Annotated in this window: 16 protein-coding genes; 14 read left to right on the top strand and 2 right to left on the bottom strand. The window is 27.9% G+C overall.

What is annotated here, in order from left to right; translation table 11 throughout:
- Window positions 1-248 precede the first annotated feature (248 nt).
- Window positions 249-527: a CD3324 family protein gene (locus tag K5V21_RS13325; RefSeq protein ID WP_221861676.1), complete on the bottom strand. Its 279-nt coding sequence runs from the start codon at window positions 525-527 to the stop codon at window positions 249-251.
- A gap of 535 nt (window positions 528-1,062) precedes the next feature.
- Between K5V21_RS13325 and K5V21_RS13320 the strand changes: the two genes are divergently transcribed.
- From K5V21_RS13320 to K5V21_RS13275, 10 genes are all read left to right on the top strand, one after another.
- Complete coding sequence (locus K5V21_RS13320) at window positions 1,063-1,473, top strand: helix-turn-helix domain-containing protein (RefSeq protein WP_221861675.1); 411 nt, start codon at window positions 1,063-1,065, stop codon at window positions 1,471-1,473.
- Window positions 1,474-1,843: 370 nt separating this feature from the next.
- Window positions 1,844-4,081: an ATP-binding cassette domain-containing protein gene (locus tag K5V21_RS13315; RefSeq protein WP_221861674.1), complete on the top strand. Its 2,238-nt coding sequence runs from the start codon at window positions 1,844-1,846 to the stop codon at window positions 4,079-4,081.
- A 289-nt stretch (window positions 4,082-4,370) separates the two neighbouring features.
- A complete protein-coding gene (locus tag K5V21_RS13310) occupies window positions 4,371-4,592 on the top strand; it encodes a hypothetical protein (RefSeq protein ID WP_221861673.1) in 222 nt (73 codons plus the stop codon).
- A 179-nt stretch (window positions 4,593-4,771) separates the two neighbouring features.
- On the top strand, window positions 4,772-6,484 hold the full coding sequence (locus tag K5V21_RS13305; protein ID WP_221861672.1) for a hypothetical protein: 1,713 nt from the start codon (window positions 4,772-4,774) through the stop codon (window positions 6,482-6,484).
- A gap of 246 nt (window positions 6,485-6,730) precedes the next feature.
- On the top strand, window positions 6,731-7,960 hold the full coding sequence (gene fliB / locus K5V21_RS13300) for a flagellin lysine-N-methylase (protein WP_221861671.1): 1,230 nt from the start codon (window positions 6,731-6,733) through the stop codon (window positions 7,958-7,960).
- Window positions 7,961-8,211: 251 nt separating this feature from the next.
- The gene (locus tag K5V21_RS13295) at window positions 8,212-10,059 is read left to right on the top strand and encodes a hypothetical protein (protein WP_221861670.1); all 1,848 of its coding nucleotides are present in this window, start codon (window positions 8,212-8,214) and stop codon (window positions 10,057-10,059) included.
- Between the two features lie 491 nt (window positions 10,060-10,550).
- Window positions 10,551-12,335: an adenine deaminase gene (locus K5V21_RS13290; RefSeq protein WP_221861669.1), complete on the top strand. Its 1,785-nt coding sequence runs from the start codon at window positions 10,551-10,553 to the stop codon at window positions 12,333-12,335.
- An 18-nt stretch (window positions 12,336-12,353) separates the two neighbouring features.
- Window positions 12,354-14,084, top strand: a complete 1,731-nt coding sequence (gene ade / locus K5V21_RS13285; protein WP_221861668.1) for an adenine deaminase — start codon at window positions 12,354-12,356, stop codon at window positions 14,082-14,084.
- Window positions 14,085-14,120: 36 nt separating this feature from the next.
- Entirely contained in the window at window positions 14,121-15,686 is a 1,566-nt protein-coding gene (locus K5V21_RS13280; RefSeq protein WP_221861667.1) for a xanthine/uracil/vitamin C permease, read from the top strand.
- A gap of 134 nt (window positions 15,687-15,820) precedes the next feature.
- Window positions 15,821-16,156 (top strand): DUF3784 domain-containing protein, encoded by a 336-nt coding sequence (locus K5V21_RS13275; protein WP_221861666.1) that lies wholly within the window; start codon window positions 15,821-15,823, stop codon window positions 16,154-16,156.
- 61 nt (window positions 16,157-16,217) lie between these two features.
- Here the strand turns inward: K5V21_RS13275 and K5V21_RS13270 are convergent, their stop codons facing one another.
- Window positions 16,218-16,883, bottom strand: a complete 666-nt coding sequence (locus K5V21_RS13270; protein ID WP_221861665.1) for a hypothetical protein — start codon at window positions 16,881-16,883, stop codon at window positions 16,218-16,220.
- Between the two features lie 289 nt (window positions 16,884-17,172).
- Here K5V21_RS13270 and K5V21_RS13265 point away from each other — a divergent pair, with 289 nt between their 5' ends.
- From K5V21_RS13265 to K5V21_RS13250, 4 genes are all read left to right on the top strand, one after another.
- The gene (locus tag K5V21_RS13265) at window positions 17,173-17,895 is read left to right on the top strand and encodes a response regulator transcription factor (RefSeq protein WP_221861664.1); all 723 of its coding nucleotides are present in this window, start codon (window positions 17,173-17,175) and stop codon (window positions 17,893-17,895) included.
- A gap of 3 nt (window positions 17,896-17,898) precedes the next feature.
- Window positions 17,899-19,278: a sensor histidine kinase gene (locus tag K5V21_RS13260; RefSeq protein ID WP_221861663.1), complete on the top strand. Its 1,380-nt coding sequence runs from the start codon at window positions 17,899-17,901 to the stop codon at window positions 19,276-19,278.
- Between the two features lie 274 nt (window positions 19,279-19,552).
- Window positions 19,553-20,221 carry a response regulator transcription factor gene (locus K5V21_RS13255; protein ID WP_221861662.1) on the top strand — a complete coding sequence of 223 codons (669 nt, stop codon included), beginning with the start codon at window positions 19,553-19,555 and terminating at the stop codon, window positions 20,219-20,221.
- Window positions 20,218-21,249, top strand: a complete 1,032-nt coding sequence (locus K5V21_RS13250) for a sensor histidine kinase (protein ID WP_221861661.1) — start codon at window positions 20,218-20,220, stop codon at window positions 21,247-21,249. The genes K5V21_RS13255 and K5V21_RS13250 overlap by 4 nt, the downstream gene beginning before the upstream one ends.
- Window positions 21,250-21,357: the final 108 nt, after the last annotated feature.

Below are 21,357 nucleotides of genomic sequence, written 5' to 3'. Positions count from 1 at the left end.
ATGTAAGACAATAATATATTACTTACAGTTTCATTTCACTAACAGATCAATAATAAAAAAGATGATTATTATTACTTCAACTGAAAGTAACAATAACCATCTAAATTTAAAATATATTAAATATTCATAATCAATTTACATATGAATATTGTATTAAATTAGAAATTATAACTTTCGTTGAATTGATACAATGAAAGAATAACACGATTTTAAATAAATATTCAATCTAATAAATAGTTCTGTAACGATTATGAGCATAGACGTTTTTCTTGACTTATTATTCTCCTGATACTCTTTTCAGACAAATAGTATTCTTGAGCTAGTTCCTTAATAGTAGTACCATTAAGATATTTTTTGTAAATTTCATTATTTCTTATCTTAAGTACACTTTTTATACCGCTCTTTTCTCCCCAAGATTTATGGTTTCCATTTTTCCTTGGGACATAAAGGTAATCTCCGTCTACATATTCTTGTATTATTTTAAGAATTTCTTCTGGTAACACATCTTGCGCTTTTAAATACTTCATTTCCTTACTCCTTCACTTTTACGATAGTATTAAAGCAAAGAATACTAAAAAGCTATGTGTTAAAGAACCTAAAACATGTACGTATTTCAGCTAACTTAACAGCTTAGGCTCCAAACAAGGCATAGCTGACTTTGTTGTAGTCTTTGCAAGGAGCATCCTGATTTAGAGCTGAATGTATTACAAACCTTCATAAAAAACACCTCCAATACGATATGCAAATTATAGCATAATCAAAGTGTAAATAAATATAAAATTTGTCTAATAATAAATTTCCTAGATAATGTTTAGCTTTATTTTTTATTTTGAGGAAAGATTGATATCAGAATATATTTTATTACTTATATAAGGTTTTTAGGAGAAAAAATAATTTTGATGTTTAAATATTAATATGAATTTAATTGTAAAGAATATTGGAATTACCTAGGTTGCAACCACTGGTTAACAGAAAGCAACTATAAAATTATTGTATATAAGTGGAAATGTCAATATAATTTAAAGTGAGGTGATTGTATTGAACTTAGGGGAGAATTTGAGAATGCTAAGAAAAGAGAATGGGTTATCACAAGAGCAACTTGCTGATATTTTAAATATATCTAGACAGGCTATTTCAAAATGGGAATCTGGTAAAGCATATCCTGATATAGAAAATCTTGTACAATTAAGAAGTATATTTAAAGTAACTTTAGATGATTTGATAATAAATGAAACTTTAGGTGAAGTTAAAGAAATTAAAGATGATACTAAAGTCATTGAAGCTTCAATTGAGGATTATGAAGACTATGAAGATGAACATGACTTTTCATCTAATTTAATTATAGGTGGATTTATAATAGGGATGGCAATTGGATTTATTACAGGAAATGAAAATTGGGGGATTTTTGGTGGGCTCATAGGCTTAGGGATAGGCACAATAATAGAAACTATTATAAAAAGATATAAGAAATAGAGTTTTAAAATATGTATTAAAAGTATAATAGAAAACCATAGTAAATAAGTAGATTGATTATAGAAACTTTAAAATATAAATTTTATAAGTACTTAGAAATAGCTAGAAAAGCACAATAAGTTTTAATAGCTATTTTTTATTTGTAGTTTTTTATAGGAGTAATATGTGAATTATATATTAATATATAATTATTTCTGATATAATTTTCAATACCTAAATAGATAAAAGCCTAAAATTTTAGATCCTTATAGCTAAAATTAGCATTAAATCTAAAGCATAAAGGTTATAGATTTTCTATGTGGTTATAATTACACACAAAAGAAGAAGTAATAATTAAGTATAGATTTATAGGATAAATGGAGGGCAGAACATGAATCAAGAATATATAACCTTAAAAGGGTGTAGAGAAAACAATTTAAAGGATATTTCATTAAAGATACCAAAAAGAAAAATAACAATATTTACAGGGGTATCTGGCTCAGGTAAATCATCTATTGTATTTGAGACAGTAGCAAAAGAAGCGCAGCGCCAATTAAATGAGACCTTTAGTGCTTTTATAAGAAACTTTCTACCAAAGTATGGTGATGTAAAGGCTGATTACATTGAAAATTTATCAACACCAATAATTATTGACCAAAAGAGAATTGGAGGAAATTCCAGATCAACTTTAGGAACAATTACTGATATTAATTCATTTCTTAGAGCTTTATATTCAAGATTTGGAAGTATTAATATAGGTAAAGCTAATATGTTTTCATTTAATGATGTAAATGGCATGTGCCCAGAATGTGAGGGTATTGGTAAGAAGTTAACGGTAGATATGGACATGATTCTTGATAAAAGTAAGTCCTTAAATGAAGGAGCAATTTTACTTTCAGGGTTTGGAGTTGGATCTTGGCATTGGAAACTCTTCACAGAATCAGGCTTTTTTGATAATGATAAAAAAATATGTGATTATTCAGAGGAAGAATTAGAGAAGTTTTTACATGGAGAAGCTGAAAAAATAAAGATATCTGATGTTGGTACAATGAATTTAACTTATGAAGGATTAATGGTTAAATTTAATAGATTATATCTAAAAAAAGAAGGGGAAATGTCAGAAGCTGCAAAGAAAAAGTTAAATAAACTTCTAAAAGAAGGGGAATGTCCTCTATGTAATGGAAGAAGACTTAATGAGCAAGTATATAAATGTTTAATTAATGGTTATAATATTGCAGATCTTACAAGTATGCAGATTGATAAACTTGTAAATGTTATTTCCGAAATTGATGAACCAGAAGCTAAGCCATTAGTAAAAGGTATAATAGAAAAACTCAATAATATCATAGATATAGGTCTTGGATATTTAACTTTAGATAGAGAAACATCATCACTTTCTGGTGGAGAATCACAACGTATTAAGATGGTAAAGCATTTAAATAGTAATCTTATAGATTTAATGTATATATTTGATGAGCCAAGCATAGGACTTCACCCAAGAGATGTCCATAAATTAAATAACCTTCTAAAAAAATTACGTGATAAAGGTAATACAGTAATAGTTGTTGAACATGATCCAGATGTAATTAAGATAGCAGATCATATAGTTGATGTTGGTCCACGTGCAGGGAAAAAGGGTGGAACTATTGTATATGAAGGAAGCTATGAAAATTTATTAACATCAGGAACACTTACAGGGAATGCATTAAATAATAGCACTTCAATAAATGAAGATGTAAGAAGTCATAATGGGTATTTAGAGGTTGTTAATTGTAATAAAAATAACTTAAAGAATATCTCAGTTACAATTCCAAAAGGTGTATTAACAGTAGTTACAGGGGTCGCAGGTTCAGGTAAGAGTACACTTATAAAGCATGAATTCTTAAAACAAAATAAACAAGCAGTACTAATAGATCAAAGTCCAATAGGAGCAAATTCAAGATCTAATTTAGCAACTTACAGTGGAATTATGGATAACATTAGAAAAGCTTTTGCAAAGGTTAATGAGGTTAATGCATCATTATTTAGTTATAATTCAGAAGGTGCTTGTGAGAACTGTAAAGGAACTGGAGTTATAGAAACAAATCTTGCCTTTATGGAGAATATTAAAACTCCTTGTGATGTTTGTGAAGGTAAAAGATTTAAGAAAGAGTCTTTAGAATATAAATTCCAAGATGAAAATATAATGGATGTCTTAGATATGACAGTTTCTGAAGCAATAGAATTCTTTAAGTTAAAGCCAATTAAAACTAAGTTACAGTCAATAGAAGAAATGGGAATTGGATATTTAACACTCGGCCAAACTCTTGATACATTGTCAGGTGGAGAATGTCAAAGATTAAAGCTTGCAAGTGAGCTACATAAGGAAAGCTCTGTATATATTATGGACGAACCAACTACGGGACTTCACATGGCAGACATTGAGAATTTTATAAATATAGTTCAAAACATTGTAGATAACGGAAACACTGTAATTATAATTGAACATAATATAGATGTTATTAAAAGTGCAGATTGGATTATTGACCTTGGACCAGATGGTGGTACAAATGGTGGAGAAATAATCTTTGAAGGAACACCAATGGAATTATGTAAATGTAAAGAATCACTAACAGCGAAATACATTTAGTGATTTAATATAAAATAAATTAAAATGTATATGGTATTCTGTTATATTATGGTAAAATAATAAGAGCATCTCATATTTGTACACAAAGTGAGGGGCTTTTAAATTTAGTATTTACTATGTTTAAAGGATATAGCTTATGAAATGCATAAAATAGATATTACTGAAGTAAGTTATATGGGAATATAATTAAGATGAAATTAAAAAGGGTTAATGGGTAATGGGGGGAATTATATGAAAATAGAAGAAAATAAAAAGAAGATAAAGGTTTGCATTAGTTTTAAATGGAATAATGGCAAAAAATTTGCCGAATGAAATAGCAGTTCAGGTTTCTAGCACAGGACAAGTATTAAATACTATGCCTAAATTTGCATTTGTTTTATTGATTCCAGCTGTACTTTTAATAATAAATATATATTCTATTATGATTAGAAAAGATATAAGCGCTAAAGCTACTATTGCTTCTGTTATTGTATTTTCAGGAAATATATTTCTACTTTTTATAAATAGTTAACTATAAAGAATATTGTGATATTTAATAAATTACTTAAACTTATATATAAAAAGTATTACTAATTAAGAAAACGCAATTATAAATAAAATTTATAATTTTAAGTTTAGAATATGAATGGTTTTACGGAAAAGATATAAGTATTAAAATATAGATTAATAAAAAGGGGAAATGATGTATAAATGAAAAAATACAAGAGAGTTATAACAAAAAGGTTATTTCTATCAATGTTAACTTGTCCGATATTTATATTTGTATATGGTATTTCATTTTATGAATTAAATACATTAGCTAGGTTTGGAAGATTTAATAATAATATTGCTATATTAAGTGTATGTATGATATTCTTCTTGGCTTGGCTTATATTGTTCATAATTAGAGCTAAAAGAAATCCAGTAAGTGTACCAAAGCAAATTATAGATAGATACGAATTAAATTACAATGGAATAAATGTTTTGCAAGAAGAGCTGCAAAGTGGATTCATACAAGTGAATTTTCAAGATGTTAAGTCGTTTAGCATAAATAAAAAATATGGATTTATAAAGCTTAAAAATAAAGATATACTTGTTTTGAATATGCTAAATAAAACACCTGAAGAAATAGTGATGCTAAAGGAAGCTTTAAATGAGAGTGTAAGAATTAAGCCAGTTTATAGAGTTATATGGACGTATTTAGCTATAATACTTATAATTTTTATAACATTATTTTATGGAGCAAAAATATATCGTAGCGGAATAAAATATAATGGTAAGCTTTCATGGATTATACAAGATTTAAAGGATAAAAAGACTGTAGAGTTTAATCATAATGATATATATAAAGATGGTATAGAGGGGATTTTTACTGATATAAATGAAAAATTTCATATGCCTGAAAAATTATATGTTTCTGATGAGTTTAGACTTTACTTTGATTCAGATGGAATAATAACATACATTGATACTTTTATTTATGGAAAAAATGATAAAGGTGAATTAAAAAGTTATTTAATTTCTTATGATAAAAGTAGTTCAAATAAGATTACCGTATATCTAAATAGAAAGGTATATGCAGATTATAATGAAGACAAGCTTTTAAAACCATTAATTGATACAATGAAAATTATTCCACTTAAGCAAACAGTAAGTAAGTGGAATGAAAAGCAATACGGTATCCTTTATCTTGGTAAAAGAAGCTGGGGTTATAACACAGATGGAATTGTTTATATTGATCCAGAAGGAAACCAAAAATCACCTGATGTTGTTTCATCAGAGATAATAGAAAATACTGTTTCTGTATTTGTACCAGGTAAAGAGACTAGATATACTCCTGTTAGATATAATTTAGTAGAGAATTTAAATGAAGTTAAAGAAGCAAAATCTTTACAGTCAGATGATGATAAAAATTTTTCTATACCAATAAATAAAGATACACAGGAATTTTATTTATCAGATAAAGTTGGTTATCGTTTAGTAGAAGCTGGTGCAGCGCTAGGCAGTAGATTTTATGCATTATATGGAACTCGTGATGCTGGAGCTACATGGAAGGTTATAAATGGAGATCCATTCTCAGGATGGAGTGGAGGAGCTGCTGGAATAACATTTTTAAATGATAAGCTTGGATTCTTAGCTTTATCTCATAGTGGTGGAAGCAATGCTGATTTGTATCGTACAGATGATGGTGGTTTATCTTACAAAAAGGTAGAACTTCCAGAAGTTAAAATAAAATTAGATAAGGAAAAAACGTACAATCCTTTTGATTTTCCAGGAATGCCTTATAAGGAAGATGGAATCCTTAAAATTTTAGTAGGACAAGGTTCTGACGGAGACTATAATAAAGTAAGTAACGCTTTGTATGAATCAAAGGATGAAGGAAAGACATGGAAGTATGTAAAAGAGGTACCTAGAGATTCGTAAAAGGTAGCAAATTTTAAATATATAAAATTTATTAGATAAGTCAATGATGTTAGAGTATCATTGGCTTATTTTATTTTTGTGCATAATTAATATAACTAGAAAATAGATAATCTTAGTAAAAAAGTATCCAAAATTAACTTGAAAGCTTTAGAGGGTAATTAGAGCATGTCTGACAAATATAAAATACTATAGTAAAATAAATATAAAGAAATACAGGAATTAATTTATTTGCAAAGGAAGTATACCATGGAAAAAAGTATAAAAAAAAGATATCCCAAATATCTTAAAGAATTTGAATGTATAGGTGGAAAGTGTGAGGATAGCTGTTGTATTGGCTGGGATATAGATATTGATAAAACTACCTTCAGACAATATTATAAAGTTCAAGATAAAGAAATGAAGAAGATGTTCCAGAAAAATGTTCATAACAATGAATATTGCCAAAGTCCTGATGTAGACTATGGAAAAGTTAAATTAAAAGGAGATAAAAGATGTCCTTTTTTAGATGAAGATAATTATTGCATTATATATTCTAACCTTGGAGAAGAATATCTTTCAAATGTTTGTACATCTTTCCCTAGAATATTAAATAAAATAGATGGATATTATGAAATGTCTCTTGATGTATCTTGTCCAGAAGCTGCAAGAATACTTTTATCAAAAGAAGAAGGTATTGAATTTGAAGAGAGTGAAGAAACTTTAGGAAAACATATAATATCAAGTGAAATAGATACTAAATCTAAAGAATTTAAAGATTCTCCTATGAAATATCTTAAAGAGATTAGAGATTTAAGTATCAAAATAATAAAGAATAGAAAGTTTGATTTAAATAAAAGACTTTACATATTAGGTGAATTTATAAATGAATTAGAAGAAGAGCTTAAATATAACTATAAGGATGTGCCTAAATTTATTAAAGAGTATGATATAGATTCAGTAAATGATCCTTATGATAAAGAAGAATTTAGTTATTTACTTCAAGTTGACTTTTTCAAAAAGACAATGAAGTATTTAAATATACTTAATGAAGTGGACAGCATTTATTTTAAAGAATGTACTAAGGAAGTTATGTCTGGATTCAATTTTGAAGAAGATAATATAAGCAAATATTCAGAGGTTTACATAAAAGGATTTGAAGATTACTCAGAAGAGTTTATAAATAAGAATAGCTATATATTTGAAAATTATCTTGTGAATTTTATGTATAATTACATGTTCCCATTCTCTGAGACACAATCAGTATTTGATGGTTATATTATGCTTTTGATGAGATATTCATTTATTAGATTCTATTTAGTTGGTAGGTATCTAAATAATAAAGAGGAATCTAAAGATGATGTAATTAAATTTATTCAAGTTTTCTCAAAGAGTATAGGACATCATAGAAATTATTTAGTTAATTTATTGAAATATATAAAAGAGAAGGAATTTAATAATATAGAGTTTGTTAAAATACATTTACCTATATTAAAGTAATAGAAGTAAATCAGTGATGAAATATAAAATTTACTTATCATATGGAGTAATGGATCATAATTAACTGAGATTTTTATTAAAATTTCTTATATTAGGTAACAGTTGATATAGAGATAAATTAAATAGCATAGTTTAATTTATTATATTTTAATATAAATATAATAGAATGTAGATTAGAAATAGAGAATAACGTGAGTAAAAAGAAATGAATAATAATTGAGGCAAGTTGATATTAAGTGAGGAATTGTATTATGAATGAGAAAGAAGGAAAGAATTTTACTAATAATAAGTTAAAACAAAAGTATATAAATTTTAAGTGGAGAATAAAAAAAAGGATACAGTGGAACAAGAGATATTTAAATTTAAAATATTTTAAGACTCTAAATAAGGCAAGAATCATATTAAGTACATGTATTATAGTATTTCTATATATAATGGCTGTAGGATTATTTATTTGGTATATTGGGGGAGAAAAATTTTTAGAAACAGGCGTTTTGAATATAAATTATATTGGAGAAACATTTAACATTTCTGATTTAGTTATCTCACAAATAAGTATGACATTACTAGTTGTTACTGTAGTTTCTTTGATGTCGAATCTAGATAATAAGTATATTTATGGAGAGAAAGCAATAGAAGTTATTTTTCATAAAAAAGGTATATTATCTATAAAAGTTATTTTCAATGTATTGATTTTTTTGATGTTTATTAATCTTGCAATTTTGATAAAAGGAGGAAATGAACTAGCTATAATTGGGTGCTTTTTACTTACAGTATTAATAATAGTTTATATAACATTTAAATTTACAATAATATATACGAATCCTGAGAAGATAAAATCAAAATGGCAGATAGTATATTTAGAAGAAAATGAAAAACATATTCGCAAAGCAAGGCCGATTGAAGCAAATATGTCTATAAAACTTGAAAAGTTTAAAAATATAACATTGCAGTATATACAAGCTGGAGATTTTAGATATAGTGAAAATATAGATGTATATTTTCAACTACTAGAAGTTAGTTTATTTAATAATAAAGAACTAATTCAAGAATATTATACAGAACATATTAGCTATAGTGATTTTATTGCACACATAGCAACGTTCACTGAAAAACTATTTCAAATAAAAAAATATGATGAATCTATGAAATGTTATAAAAAACTTTATGATATTTTAAATTATTATGAAGTAGTTCTTGTGGAGGATAGTATCACAAATGGAATGATAAAAGAATATATTGATGCGATTAGTTACATTAAAACGAAAATAGAAATAAAGGGTTTTCAGCACAAAATATTTTATTTAATGGAAAATTATTGGAGACAGTTATATTTATATAGTGTTATAGATTTAAGTTATTGTAGGTTAGCAAAAGAGGGGGATAATTTAATTTATTATTTCGCTGCAAATGATATCCTTGAAAGTTATTACTGCACAATTATGGAGAATAAAAATTTAAATAATGAGGAAAAAAGAGAAGTTATTGTTGAGTTATTTGATAGTGTTAGAATGCTAGGAATGGATAGAAAAATGGATAGATATACTATAACTAATTTTAAACAAAAAGAAAGTTTCAATAAGAATGTAGCAAAATACCCAAATTATTTATATGCAGAGCCGATTACATTAATGATACTAAAGACAATTGAGAAAAAAGATTTCAATAGCTTTAAACTGTTCTTAAGTATGAAGTTAGAAAAAAAACTTATGAATTTTATAAAATTATTATGCTTAATATCATTATTAGAAGCTGTAGTTAGAGGAAAAAAAGAATATTATTTAGATATAGAAATTACTATAGAGGAAGTTAAAGAAATAATTAAAAAATCAAAAATAAGAGATATTAAAGTTAATATTGATGAATTAGATTTATTATATAGTGATTTTATATCATTATATAATAAAGATTTAAAAGAAGAATGTAATAGGAAACATGTTTATTCATTTCACCCAAGATTGCGTTTTAATGTAAACACTATAGGCATAGTATTTTGTTATATAGCTCAACAAAATGGAATTGAACAAAAGCATAAAAAATTTCATTCAAGAAAGGATGAAACTTTAACTAATGTTATTGATGTATTATATAATAATTAAGTAAAATAAAAGAAATTCAGTATTAAATAGCATTTTTCTAATTATATGAGGAATCATATCGTTAGGAGATAAATTTTATTTATAGATAGAATAAGAAGAGTAATAATATATAGTTATAGCTTTGTACAATTAGGTACAGAGCTATTTTTATTATAAACAAAAAATAATATTGTTTTACATAAAAAATTATGATAGAATACACACAAGATAAATACGAACAATTAAACAAAAATTAACTTTAATTATCGTAAAAATTAAATATAATAATTAAAGTTATAAAAAAACTGTGTAAGAATTATATATTATTTTACTAAAATAATGTTTTACAAACAAAATACGAATCATTTAATTGTATAGTATGTATTTAAAAATTAAATAATTTATTTATTTTATCCATTAAATTCGTCTAGATACAATCTGCAGGACGGGAAACCTGGTTCACTAGAAATAGTCGGGGTATCTAAAACTTTATTTATTGGAGGAATTAAAAAATGAAACAAACAATGACTAATCTAAAACAGCTTATCAAAGCAGGAAGAGGTATTATACCAGCACATACAGTTATAGTTAACGGTAATTTAGTTAATGTTATGACTAGTGAAGTTTACAAAGCTGATGTTGCAATTTATGAAGATACTATTGTAGCAGTTGGTGATGTAACAGATTATGTTGGAGAAGATACTAAAACTATCGATGCAAATGGAAAATATCTAGTACCAGGTCTTATTGATGGCCATATTCACAGCGAATGCAGTAAGCTTAGTATTACAAGTTATGCTAAGGCAGTAGTTCCAAGAGGAACAACAAGTATGATTTCAGGACTTGATGAGTATATTTCAGTTTCAGGTTTAGAAGGATTACAAGAAGTATTCAATGAAATTAAAGCCAGCCCACTAAAGGTATTCTGGGGTGCACCTTACAAGACACCTTATACATTCCCACAATCAACAGTTGCTTTTAATTTTACTAAAGAAGTTCATGAAACAGTTCAGAAATGGCCAGAGTGCTTTGGCGTATGGGAAACAGTTCGTGAATATGTAACTGAAGAAGATGAAAATACATTAGGAGCAATCGAAGTTGCAGCTAAAAATAGACTTCCTGTTTTTGGATGCGCACCTATGGCAAGAGGTAAGGAGTTAAATGGTTACCTTTGTGCTGGAATAAGATTAGACCACGAAAGTTATGATCATGAAGAAGTGGTAGAAAAGATGCGTAACGGAATGCATATGTTAATCAGAGAATCTTCAGTAACTCATTTCCTTAAGGAAAATATAAGAGCAGTAACGGAAGTAAATCCATATCTTGCAAGACGTGTGAGTTTCTGTACTGATGACGTAACTGCATCTGATGTTTTAGAGAAAGGTCATTTAGATAATGTTGTACGTTTAGCTATAAAAGAAGGAGTAGAGCCAATGACTGCTATTCAAATGGCTACTATTAATAGTGCTGAAGCGTACAGAATTGATCACTTAATAGGATCAATTGCACCAGGAAGAATCGCTGATATTCTTTTTGTAGATAGTATAGAAACATTTAATGTAGAAACAGTTATAACAAATGGTAAGTTAGTTGCTGAAAATGGTAAGTTATCTTACGAACTTAAAGCTCCAAAGAGAAGTGATATTTTAACTGGTGAATTAAAATGTGCTAAAACTACAAAAGAAGATTTTGAATATAAAGTAGGTATAGAGAATGGACAAGCAAAAGTTTTATCTATGGATGTTAAAGGGCCATTTGTTCGTAAGAGAAGAGATGTAGTTCTTGAAGTTAAAGATGGAATTGTTCAGCCAGATATAGAACAAGATGCATTAATGGTATCAGTTCTTGAGCGTTTTGGACGTAATGGGAATAAATCTTTAGCATTCTGTTCAGGATGGAAGCTTAAGAAGGGAGCAATGGCTTCGTCAGCAGCTCCAGATGATAATAATTTAATTGTTATGGGAGCAAATGCAGAGGATATGTCTGTTGCAGTAAATCATTTAATTGAAAATGGTGGAGGACAAGTAGTCGTTGCTGATGGTAAAGTTCTTGAATTTTTACCACTGCCAGTTGGAGGAATTGCAAGTGACTTAGAACCAGAGGTAATTGCTGAATGGGAAAAACGTGTTAATAAGGCAGCTAACGAATTAGGTTGTGATTTACCAGAGCCATTAATGTATATGTTCTTCTTACCAATTACAGCTATTCCAGATTACGCAATTACAGATGTTGGACCAGTTGATTGTATTGCTTTAGATACATTTGATCCAATTATTGAGCTTATTGAAAATAAGTAGTAGAGGGGTGCGTAAGATATGGAAAAGAAAGAACTTAAAAAGTTAATTGAAGTATCAGCAGGCAGAATACCTGCTGATACAGTTATAAAAAATTGCAAGATTGTTGATGTGTACAACGGAAGCATTATTGAAGGTGATATTGCAATATGTGATAACTTAATTGCAGGTGTAGGTAATTACGAAGGTAGAGAAGTAATTGATGGAAAAGGTAAGTATGCAGCACCTGGATTTATTGATAGTCATATTCATATTGAGTCATCTTATGTTAGTCCAGAAGAACTTGGAAGACTTATAGTTCCTCATGGGACAACAACTATTATTGCAGATCCACATGAAATAGCTAATGTATGTGGATTTAAGGGAATCAATTATATGTTAAAAGCAGCAGAAGGGACAGCCCTTGATATTCAAATGATGTTACCTTCTTGTGTTCCAGCTACTCCTTTTGAACATTCTGGAGCTGTAATAAATGCAAAAGATATGACTGAGCCTATAAAGGATGATAAGATTCTTGGCTTAGGGGAATTTATGAATTTTCCAGGTGTTGTCTTAGCTGATGATGAAGTATTAAATAAGCTTCTTGTAGCTAAAAATGAAGGTAAAGTTATTGATGGACACAGTCCAGGATTAGTAGGAAATGCCCTTAATGCTTATGCTTCAGCTCAGATTAGAACAGACCATGAATGTGCGAGCATTGAGGATATGCATGATAGAATTTCTCGTGGACTTTATGTAATGCTTCGTCAAGGTTCAGCTTGTCATAATCTTAGAACTTTAGCTAAAGGGGTCACTCCTTTTAATAGCAAGCGTTGTATACTTTGTGCAGATGACATGCAACCAAAAACTATTTTGAGTGTTGGTCATTTAGATAATAGCTTAAAAATGTGCATTGAAGAAGGTATTGATCCAATTATAGCAATTCAAATGGCTACTTTAAATGCATCAGAATGTTATGGGTTAGAGGATAGAGGAGCAATTACACCTGGTTTAAGAGCTGATATTGTTCTTTTTGATAACCTTAAAGATTTTAATGTAGATATTATATTAATAGAAGGTAAGGAAGTGGCAGGTAATGGAGAATATAAGTTACCAATATCACTTCATGATATTTCGGATACAAAGGGAAGCTTCCATGTAAAAGACTTCTCTATAGAAAAGTTAAGATTACCAATTAATTCAGATAAGGCTCATGTTATAAATATTTTACCTGGCGGAGTAGTTACAAGCAAGGAAGTAGTAACTATTAACCGTGATGAGAATAATGAATTTGTTTATAATCCTAATGAAGATGTTGTTAAGGTAGCTGTAGTTGAACGTCATCAAAACACAGGAAATGTAGCAGTTGCTTTATTAAAGGGGTATGGAATAAAAGAAGGAGCTATAGCACTTTCAGTAGCTCATGATTCACATAATATTATAGTAGTAGGAGTGAATGATGAAGATATGACTTTTGCAGTTGAGGAGCTTATTAGTCAAGGTGGAGGAATTATACTTGTAAAAGATAAGGAAGTAGTGGAAAGTATGCCAATGCCAATAGGTGGACTTATGAGTGATAAGAGTGGAGAATGGGTTGATAAAAAACTTATAAGTATACATAAAATAGCTCATGAAATTCTTAATGTAAATGATACTGTAGAACCAGTTATGACACTTTGTTTTATGTCTTTAGCAGTGATTCCAGAAATTAAGCTTACAGATATGGGATTGTTTGATGTAACACAATTTAAGTTTATATCAATAGAAGCTTAAGAAAAAAGCTAAAGAAAAAGTGGGGGAGAAATAAAGATGAACAAAACAAAAAGGATTATACCTTTATTTACTACAGGTGATATAGGTGGATTAACATATACATTAACTAATAATATAGTTAATTATCTTATTGTAATAGCAACATTATCAGGAGTACTTGGTTGGCCAGATGAAATAGTTTATGGACGTGTTATTCCAGGGATGTCCATAGGTCTTTTAATAAGTGGTTGTTACTATGCTTATATGGGATATAAGTTAGCTAAGAAAGAAGGAAGAACTGATGTAACAGCATTACCTTCAGGTGTATCTACACCAGCAATGTTTGTAATATTATATGGTGTTATAATGCCACTTCATTATGCATTAGGTGATGCAGAACTTACATGGTCAGCAGCCGTTGCAGCATGTTTCATTGGAGGACTTGTTGAATTTATTGGTGGATTTATTGGACCGTGGATGAAAAAGAGAATACCACGTGCAGCTTTACTTGGAACAGTTGCAGGTATCGGATTTATATGGATGGCTACGCAAGGTGTATTTGATGTATTTAGTGATCCTATTGTAGGACTTCCTATTTTACTTGTAGCAATGGTTGGGGTATTTGGTGGATATCTATTTAAGAAGAAGTTTCCACCACTTGTTATTGCAATTATAGGTGGTATAGTTTATGCACTAGTACTTGGACGTACTGAAATAGATTTTTCAGGCATAGGGTTCTATATACCAAATCCAGCTACATCAATTCAAGCTCTTATAAATGGATTTGCAGTAGTATTACCGTATTTAACAATAATAATTCCAATTGAAATTTATAATTTTATAGAAACTATGGATAATGTTGAAGCAGCTAATGCAGCTGGGGATAACTATAGTATAAGGGAAGCTCAATTTGTGGATGGGATTTGTACAATGATTTCTGCAAGTTTTGGAGGAGTTGTGCCAAATACAGTTTGGCTTGGACATGCTGGTCTTAAAAAATCTGGTGCAAGAATAGGGTTTTCTTGGCTTGGAGGAGTACTTTTAGGAATTGCAGGTTTATTTGGTCTATTCACATTCTTTAGTAAGTTAGTACCACCAGCAATTGCAGCAATAACATACCTTTGGTGCTCTGTTGTTATGGTATCACAAGCGTTTAAAGACTGTAAGGTTAAGCATTATGCAGCAATTGCAGTAGCTATGGTGCCACCAGTAGCAGACTATCTGTTTAATCAAGTTACAGGGGCAGTGGGAATGGCGGATGTTTGGACTGAAACATTACCTTCAGGAGTTGTTGGATATCAAGCAGAAACCGCACAATATTTAATTGATCATGGTGTAATGTGGCGAGGTGTTGCTGAGGTAAAATCAGGTGCTATAATAATTGGAATTATCTTAGGAACAATAACAGTATTTATTATTGATAGAAGATTAGATAAAGTAGCAATAACTGCATTAGCAGCGGCAGCACTTGCATTATTTGGATTTATACATAGTGCAGCATTAGGTTTTTATATAACTTCACCTTTTGTAATTGGATATTTAGTTTTTGCAGCAATAGCATTTATTCTTCATTTAGGAAGAGGTAAATGGTTTGATGCACAAGAAGATTTTGAGTATGTATAAAATTAATATTAATGAGATGGGCTTTAAGGCTTATCTCATTATTTTTTAGGAAATTTATCGTAAAAATAAGAGGATTATATGTATTAATGATAAAATGAAAATATAAGGAAGATTAGTAAAAGGGGGATATTATTATGAATGTGTGGTCAACAATTTGCTTAGTACTTGCAATAATATTTTTAATAGTCTCAATAATATTTGCAGTATTAAAAGAAAAAGCAACAATAATAATTAGTGGATTCAATTCATTTTCCAAAGAAAAAAGAGAAAGATACGATAAAAAGAAAATGAGCATAGATATGAGAAACTCATTTTTGCTTTGGGCTATAGTCTTACTTTTAGGCGCAATACTCTCATATTTTATAAGTAATTACTTTGCAATTATAGCAATTATTATTTGGATAATTCTATTTATAAAGGATGTTCATATGGATCCAGAAAAAGCATTTAGAAAATACAAAAAGAAATAATATAAATAAAAAATAGCGAAGAAGTTGTCCAAACTTCTTCGCTATTTTTATTACAGAAGTACTATTTAATAGCCTTCCTAAATTCCTTATATCCAATTAAGATTATCCAAACATATGCTAAAGTTTTAGGTATCATAAGCATTCCAACAAGCATACTTTCAGATGCCCAAAGCACAACTGGAATATAGAATGCAAATGATAAAAATACAGCTATACCAAGATGCTTATAATCCTTATCGTTATGTTTAACTCCAGAGCTATATAAAAGATAAATCATAATAATTCCCATAATTGCAAATGGTATGTTTCTGTATATACCCCAGCTAACTGGTGGATTATTTACAAACCATTCATTTTGAGGGAATAGACAAAGAACAACTCTAATTCCAGCTAATACATACATTGTTATGTCCAATGTTCTTGTGTTTTTAGCATCAAATCTAATTTTCCAAATCTTATATAGTATAAGATAGAAGACCGTCATAGTTATTGATGTAACTAGCTTACCAAATCCTAGTGAAGCTGCATGACTCTCTAATCCAGTAGTTAATAAAGCATATATTCTAGGAATTAGATGGAATGCATCACCACATCCTAACACTACTGACATTGTTCCAAAAAGTTTAAAATACTTATTATCTTTTGATTTGCTTATCATTATTATTCCTAAAGTAATAACTGTAGTTAGATAAACTACGTGAAAAATTGGTTCCATAATTGCTTGCATAAGTAATCTCCTTATTAAATTATTTGTGATTAAGCTACTTTTTAGTAATGTTTATTTTTTAGATAGCGTTTTAAGAACATCTTAATAAGAAATTAGTTCTAAAGGGTTGTCTAAAAAATTGACAATGACTTAAAACAGTATTAATTCTGATATTAGTTTATTATATTTATATTTAACTGGGATAAATTTCATCTTAAATCCATCTTAAATAAATTCATGTTGTTAGAAATATAGTATATATTAAGTATTTCTATGATATAATCTAAAAAAATAAGGGGAATGGGGATATATGAATAGTATTTTTGATAAGTATAAGGTTTTAATAATTGATGATGAGCAAGATATTATAGATATTTTAGATACTGTATTAAAAAGGGAAGGTTTTAGTAATATCTTTATAGCTAATAATGGAGCAGATGGAATAGAATTATTCAAAAAGGTTAATCCAGATATAGTACTTTTGGACATTATGCTACCTGATATAAGTGGATATGATGTTTTTAATGAACTTAGAAAATATAGTCAAGCACCAATATTATTTATATCAGCAAAAGCAGAAGAGGTAGACAGACTATTAGGCTTTGCAATTGGTGCTGATGATTACATTACTAAGCCTTTTAGTGCTAAAGAGGTAGCATATAGATTAAAAGCAAGACTTAAAGCTTTTGATAATATATCTATAAATAAAAATATAAAGGTTAAGAGAATTATTAAGTTTGGGGATATTGAAATAAATGAGGAAACAAGTGAAGTATATAAAGGTAGAAAACTTCTAGAGTTTACTGCAAAGGAATTAAAGCTATTAATGTATTTAATTAATAATCCTAATAGAATAATAAGTAAAGAGATGATTTGTAATGAAGTTTGGGGAGAGAACTTCTTTGGTTATGACAATACAATTACAGTTCATATAAGAAAACTTAGGATGAAAATTGAAGATAATCCGTCAAAACCTAAGTATATAACTACAGTAATTGGACTAGGTTATAAGTTTATGATGAATGGAGAATAATGTATGAAGGGAAAACTTTTGGCTCATTACGCTGTATCATTTATATTAGCATGTTCAATTATTGTAATTATAAATATTGCTTTCATGAGAAGTAACATTTATAAAGAAGGAGTATTATACAATTATCATCCAGAAGAGATAATATCAGAATTTAAGGATTATTTATATTTATCAAAGGATAATAAAGTATTAGTTAATAATGATGGAATAAAATTTTTAGAAGAAAATAATGCTGGACTTCAAATATTAGATGAAAATAATAATGAAGTTTATAATTATAACAAGCCTAATATAACTCCATCTAAATATTCTAATGTATCACTTATAAATATGTATAATGATGATAATAAAACTTTGTTTTTAGATGAAAAAACTTTAGGAAATAATGTTTATACATATTTATTATTTTTAGATTCTAATGAAGTAAAAAGAGTGACTTACGTTTATGATTCTAAGCTAATTGAAAAGGCACACAAATTTCCTACATTAATTGTTATGAATGTAGTTTTAGTATTAATAATAAGCTTTTTATATACTTTAAGAGTGACTAGACCTATAAGTAGAATTGTCGATAAAATATTAGATTTATCTAATGGTATTTATTCAAAGAAAAAAGTAAAGCTTGGAATTTATTATGAAGTAGAAAATTGCTTAAATCAATTAGAAGAAAGGCTTCAAAGCAATGAGAGGGAAAGAGAAAAGTTAGAAAATATGAGAGAAGAATGGATTTCAAACATTTCTCATGATATAAAAACTCCTCTTACTTCAATTATTGGGAATGCAGAAATAATGGAAGACACTGAATATGAAATAGATGATGAAACAATAAAAAAATGCTGCAACACTATAATAAGTAAAAGTGAATATATAAAAACTTTAGTTGAAGATCTAAATTTATCAACAAGACTTAAAAATAATGCTTTAGTTTTAAATAAGAAAAAAATAAATATTGTGTCCTTAATAAGACATGTTGTAATTTATATTATAAATGATGAAAAATATAGCCATAGCAATATAAGTTTTAATTATTCAGATGAAGAGATATTATTAGAGCTAGATGAGCATTTAATAAAAAGAGTATTTGTAAATCTTATAATAAATTCATTTGTTCATAATAGTAATGACGTAAAGATAAATATAAAGATAGAAAAGCTTAATGATAATAATGTAGATATTTTAGTAGAAGATAATGGTAGAGGAGTATCTGAAGGAGAGTTAAATAATATATTTAAAAGATACTATAGAGGAACAAATACAAGTAGGAAAGTAGAAGGCTCAGGGCTAGGAATGGCGATAGCTTATGATATTGTTAAAGCTCATGGTGGCAATATTTATGCTACAAGTAGACTAGGAGAAGGGCTGAGAATAGATATAAAATTTTAGATAAAGAGAATTGCAACCTTAAATTTAAGGTTGCAATTTTTTTTATGGCATCTTTTTGTTTAATAAAGTTATTAATTATATATATAGTTATGCTTGGAATTTATATGATACTGGTTACCCAAAAGTGTTTAATTGATAAAACCTTTTTACTAAAATTAATTTAAGTCTTTATTAGTTTAAGATAAATTTTTAATATTTTAAAAGTAAATATTTATATATTACTCTATAAATTGTAAAATAGGTATGAGAATAAATTAATGATGAGGAAATAAAAATGTTTAATATAATGATAGTTGATGATAATGAACAGTTACAAAATGAAATAGGCAATGTATTAATTAGTAATGGATATTCAGTTATTAAGCCAAAGGATTTTTCAAACATACCTAATTTAGTAAAGGATAGTAATGTTAGTCTTATTTTATTAGATATTAATTTACCGCAAAGTGATGGATTTAAAATTTGTACTGAAGTGCGTAGTTTTTCAAAAGTTCCAATTATATTTATAACAAGTAGAGATACAAATATAGATGAGCTTATGGCTATAACATTAGGAGGAGATGACTTTATAACTAAGCCTTATAACATTCAAATTCTTTTAGCAAGAATAGCTTCTCTTTTAAAAAGAGCATATCCTAATGAAAAATCTATGGATGTTATTGAACATAATGGTATAAAGGTTAATGTTTTATCTAGCACTATAGAGTGTAATGGAAAGGCAATTGAGCTTACTAAAAATGAACTTAAAATATTACATTATCTTTTAAATAATAAGGGGAAGATAGTATCTAGAGTAGATATTATGGAGTATTTATGGGATAGTGCTATGTTTGTAAATGATAATACCCTTACTGTCAATATTACAAGGATAAGAAATAAGATTGAGGAAATAGGGATAAAAGATTTTATAAAGACTAAAAGGGGTCAGGGGTATATAGTATGAGTTTAAGTGATTATATAAAGAGTATAATAAATGTAATATTACTTAATTTTATAGCCTTAATAACGTTAATTCTATTTTTATTTAGTGTAGGTAATACCTTTGATACTATAAAGGTGGTAGCTTTAGTATGGATTACAATATTAACAATGTACATGTTTTTTGAATATAGAAAGAGAAAGGTATATTTTGATGATATCTTAAAATATGCAGAAAATTTAGATAAGAAATATTTAATAAGCGAAGTTATTGATATACCACCATATGTTGAGGCTGTACCATATTATACTTTATTAAAAAAAGCTAGTAAATCTATGCGTGAAGAGATTAATGATATTAAGAACCAGCGTAAAGATTATAAAGAGTATATTGAAAAGTGGATTCATGAAGTAAAAACTCCTATATCATCAATAAAGCTTATAGAGGAAAATAATAAGACAATGACTTCAAGAATTATATTACAAGAGCTAGAAGGTCTTGATAGATATGTTGAACAAGCACTTTTTTATGCTAGAAGTGAAGAAGTAGAGAAAGATTATCTTATAAAAGAGATATCTTTAGAAGAATGTGTAAATAAGGCTATTATAAAAAATAAACAGATATTTATCTTAAATGGAATAGATATTGAAATAGATGGTTTAGATAGAAATATTTATTGTGATAGTAAGTGGCTAGAGTTTATAATAAATCAAATAATAGTTAATGCTGTAAAGTATAGAAAGGAAGAAAATCCAAAGATTAAAATATATACTGTAAATGTTAAAAATGGAATCCAACTTATAATTGAAGATAATGGAGCTGGAATACCTAGTAATGAGATAAGTCGTGTCTTTGAAAAAGGATTTACAGGAAATAAAGGTAGAATAAATAATAATAAATCTACAGGAATAGGCTTATATCTATGTGAAAAGTTATGCAGTAAGCTAGGAATATTAATATCAATAGAATCAGAAGAAAATTTATATACGAGAGTAAATATTACATTTCCTAAAGGGAGCTTTGTAAATGTAGCCTCTAAAGTTAATTCATAAAATAGATTAGCTTTAGGGGCTATAAAATTTAAGTGACAACATTGTAACATTAAAGTAATATTAAATCGAATTAGATAAGGGGTAAATAATGTACAATTTTATTGAGGT

This window comes from Clostridium sardiniense (assembly GCF_019753795.1).
GTDB classification, from domain to species: Bacteria; Bacillota; Clostridia; order Clostridiales; family Clostridiaceae; genus Clostridium; species Clostridium sardiniense.
The sequence above is the reverse complement of the archived record's forward strand: the minus strand, read 5'-3'. Positions and strand labels throughout refer to the sequence as shown.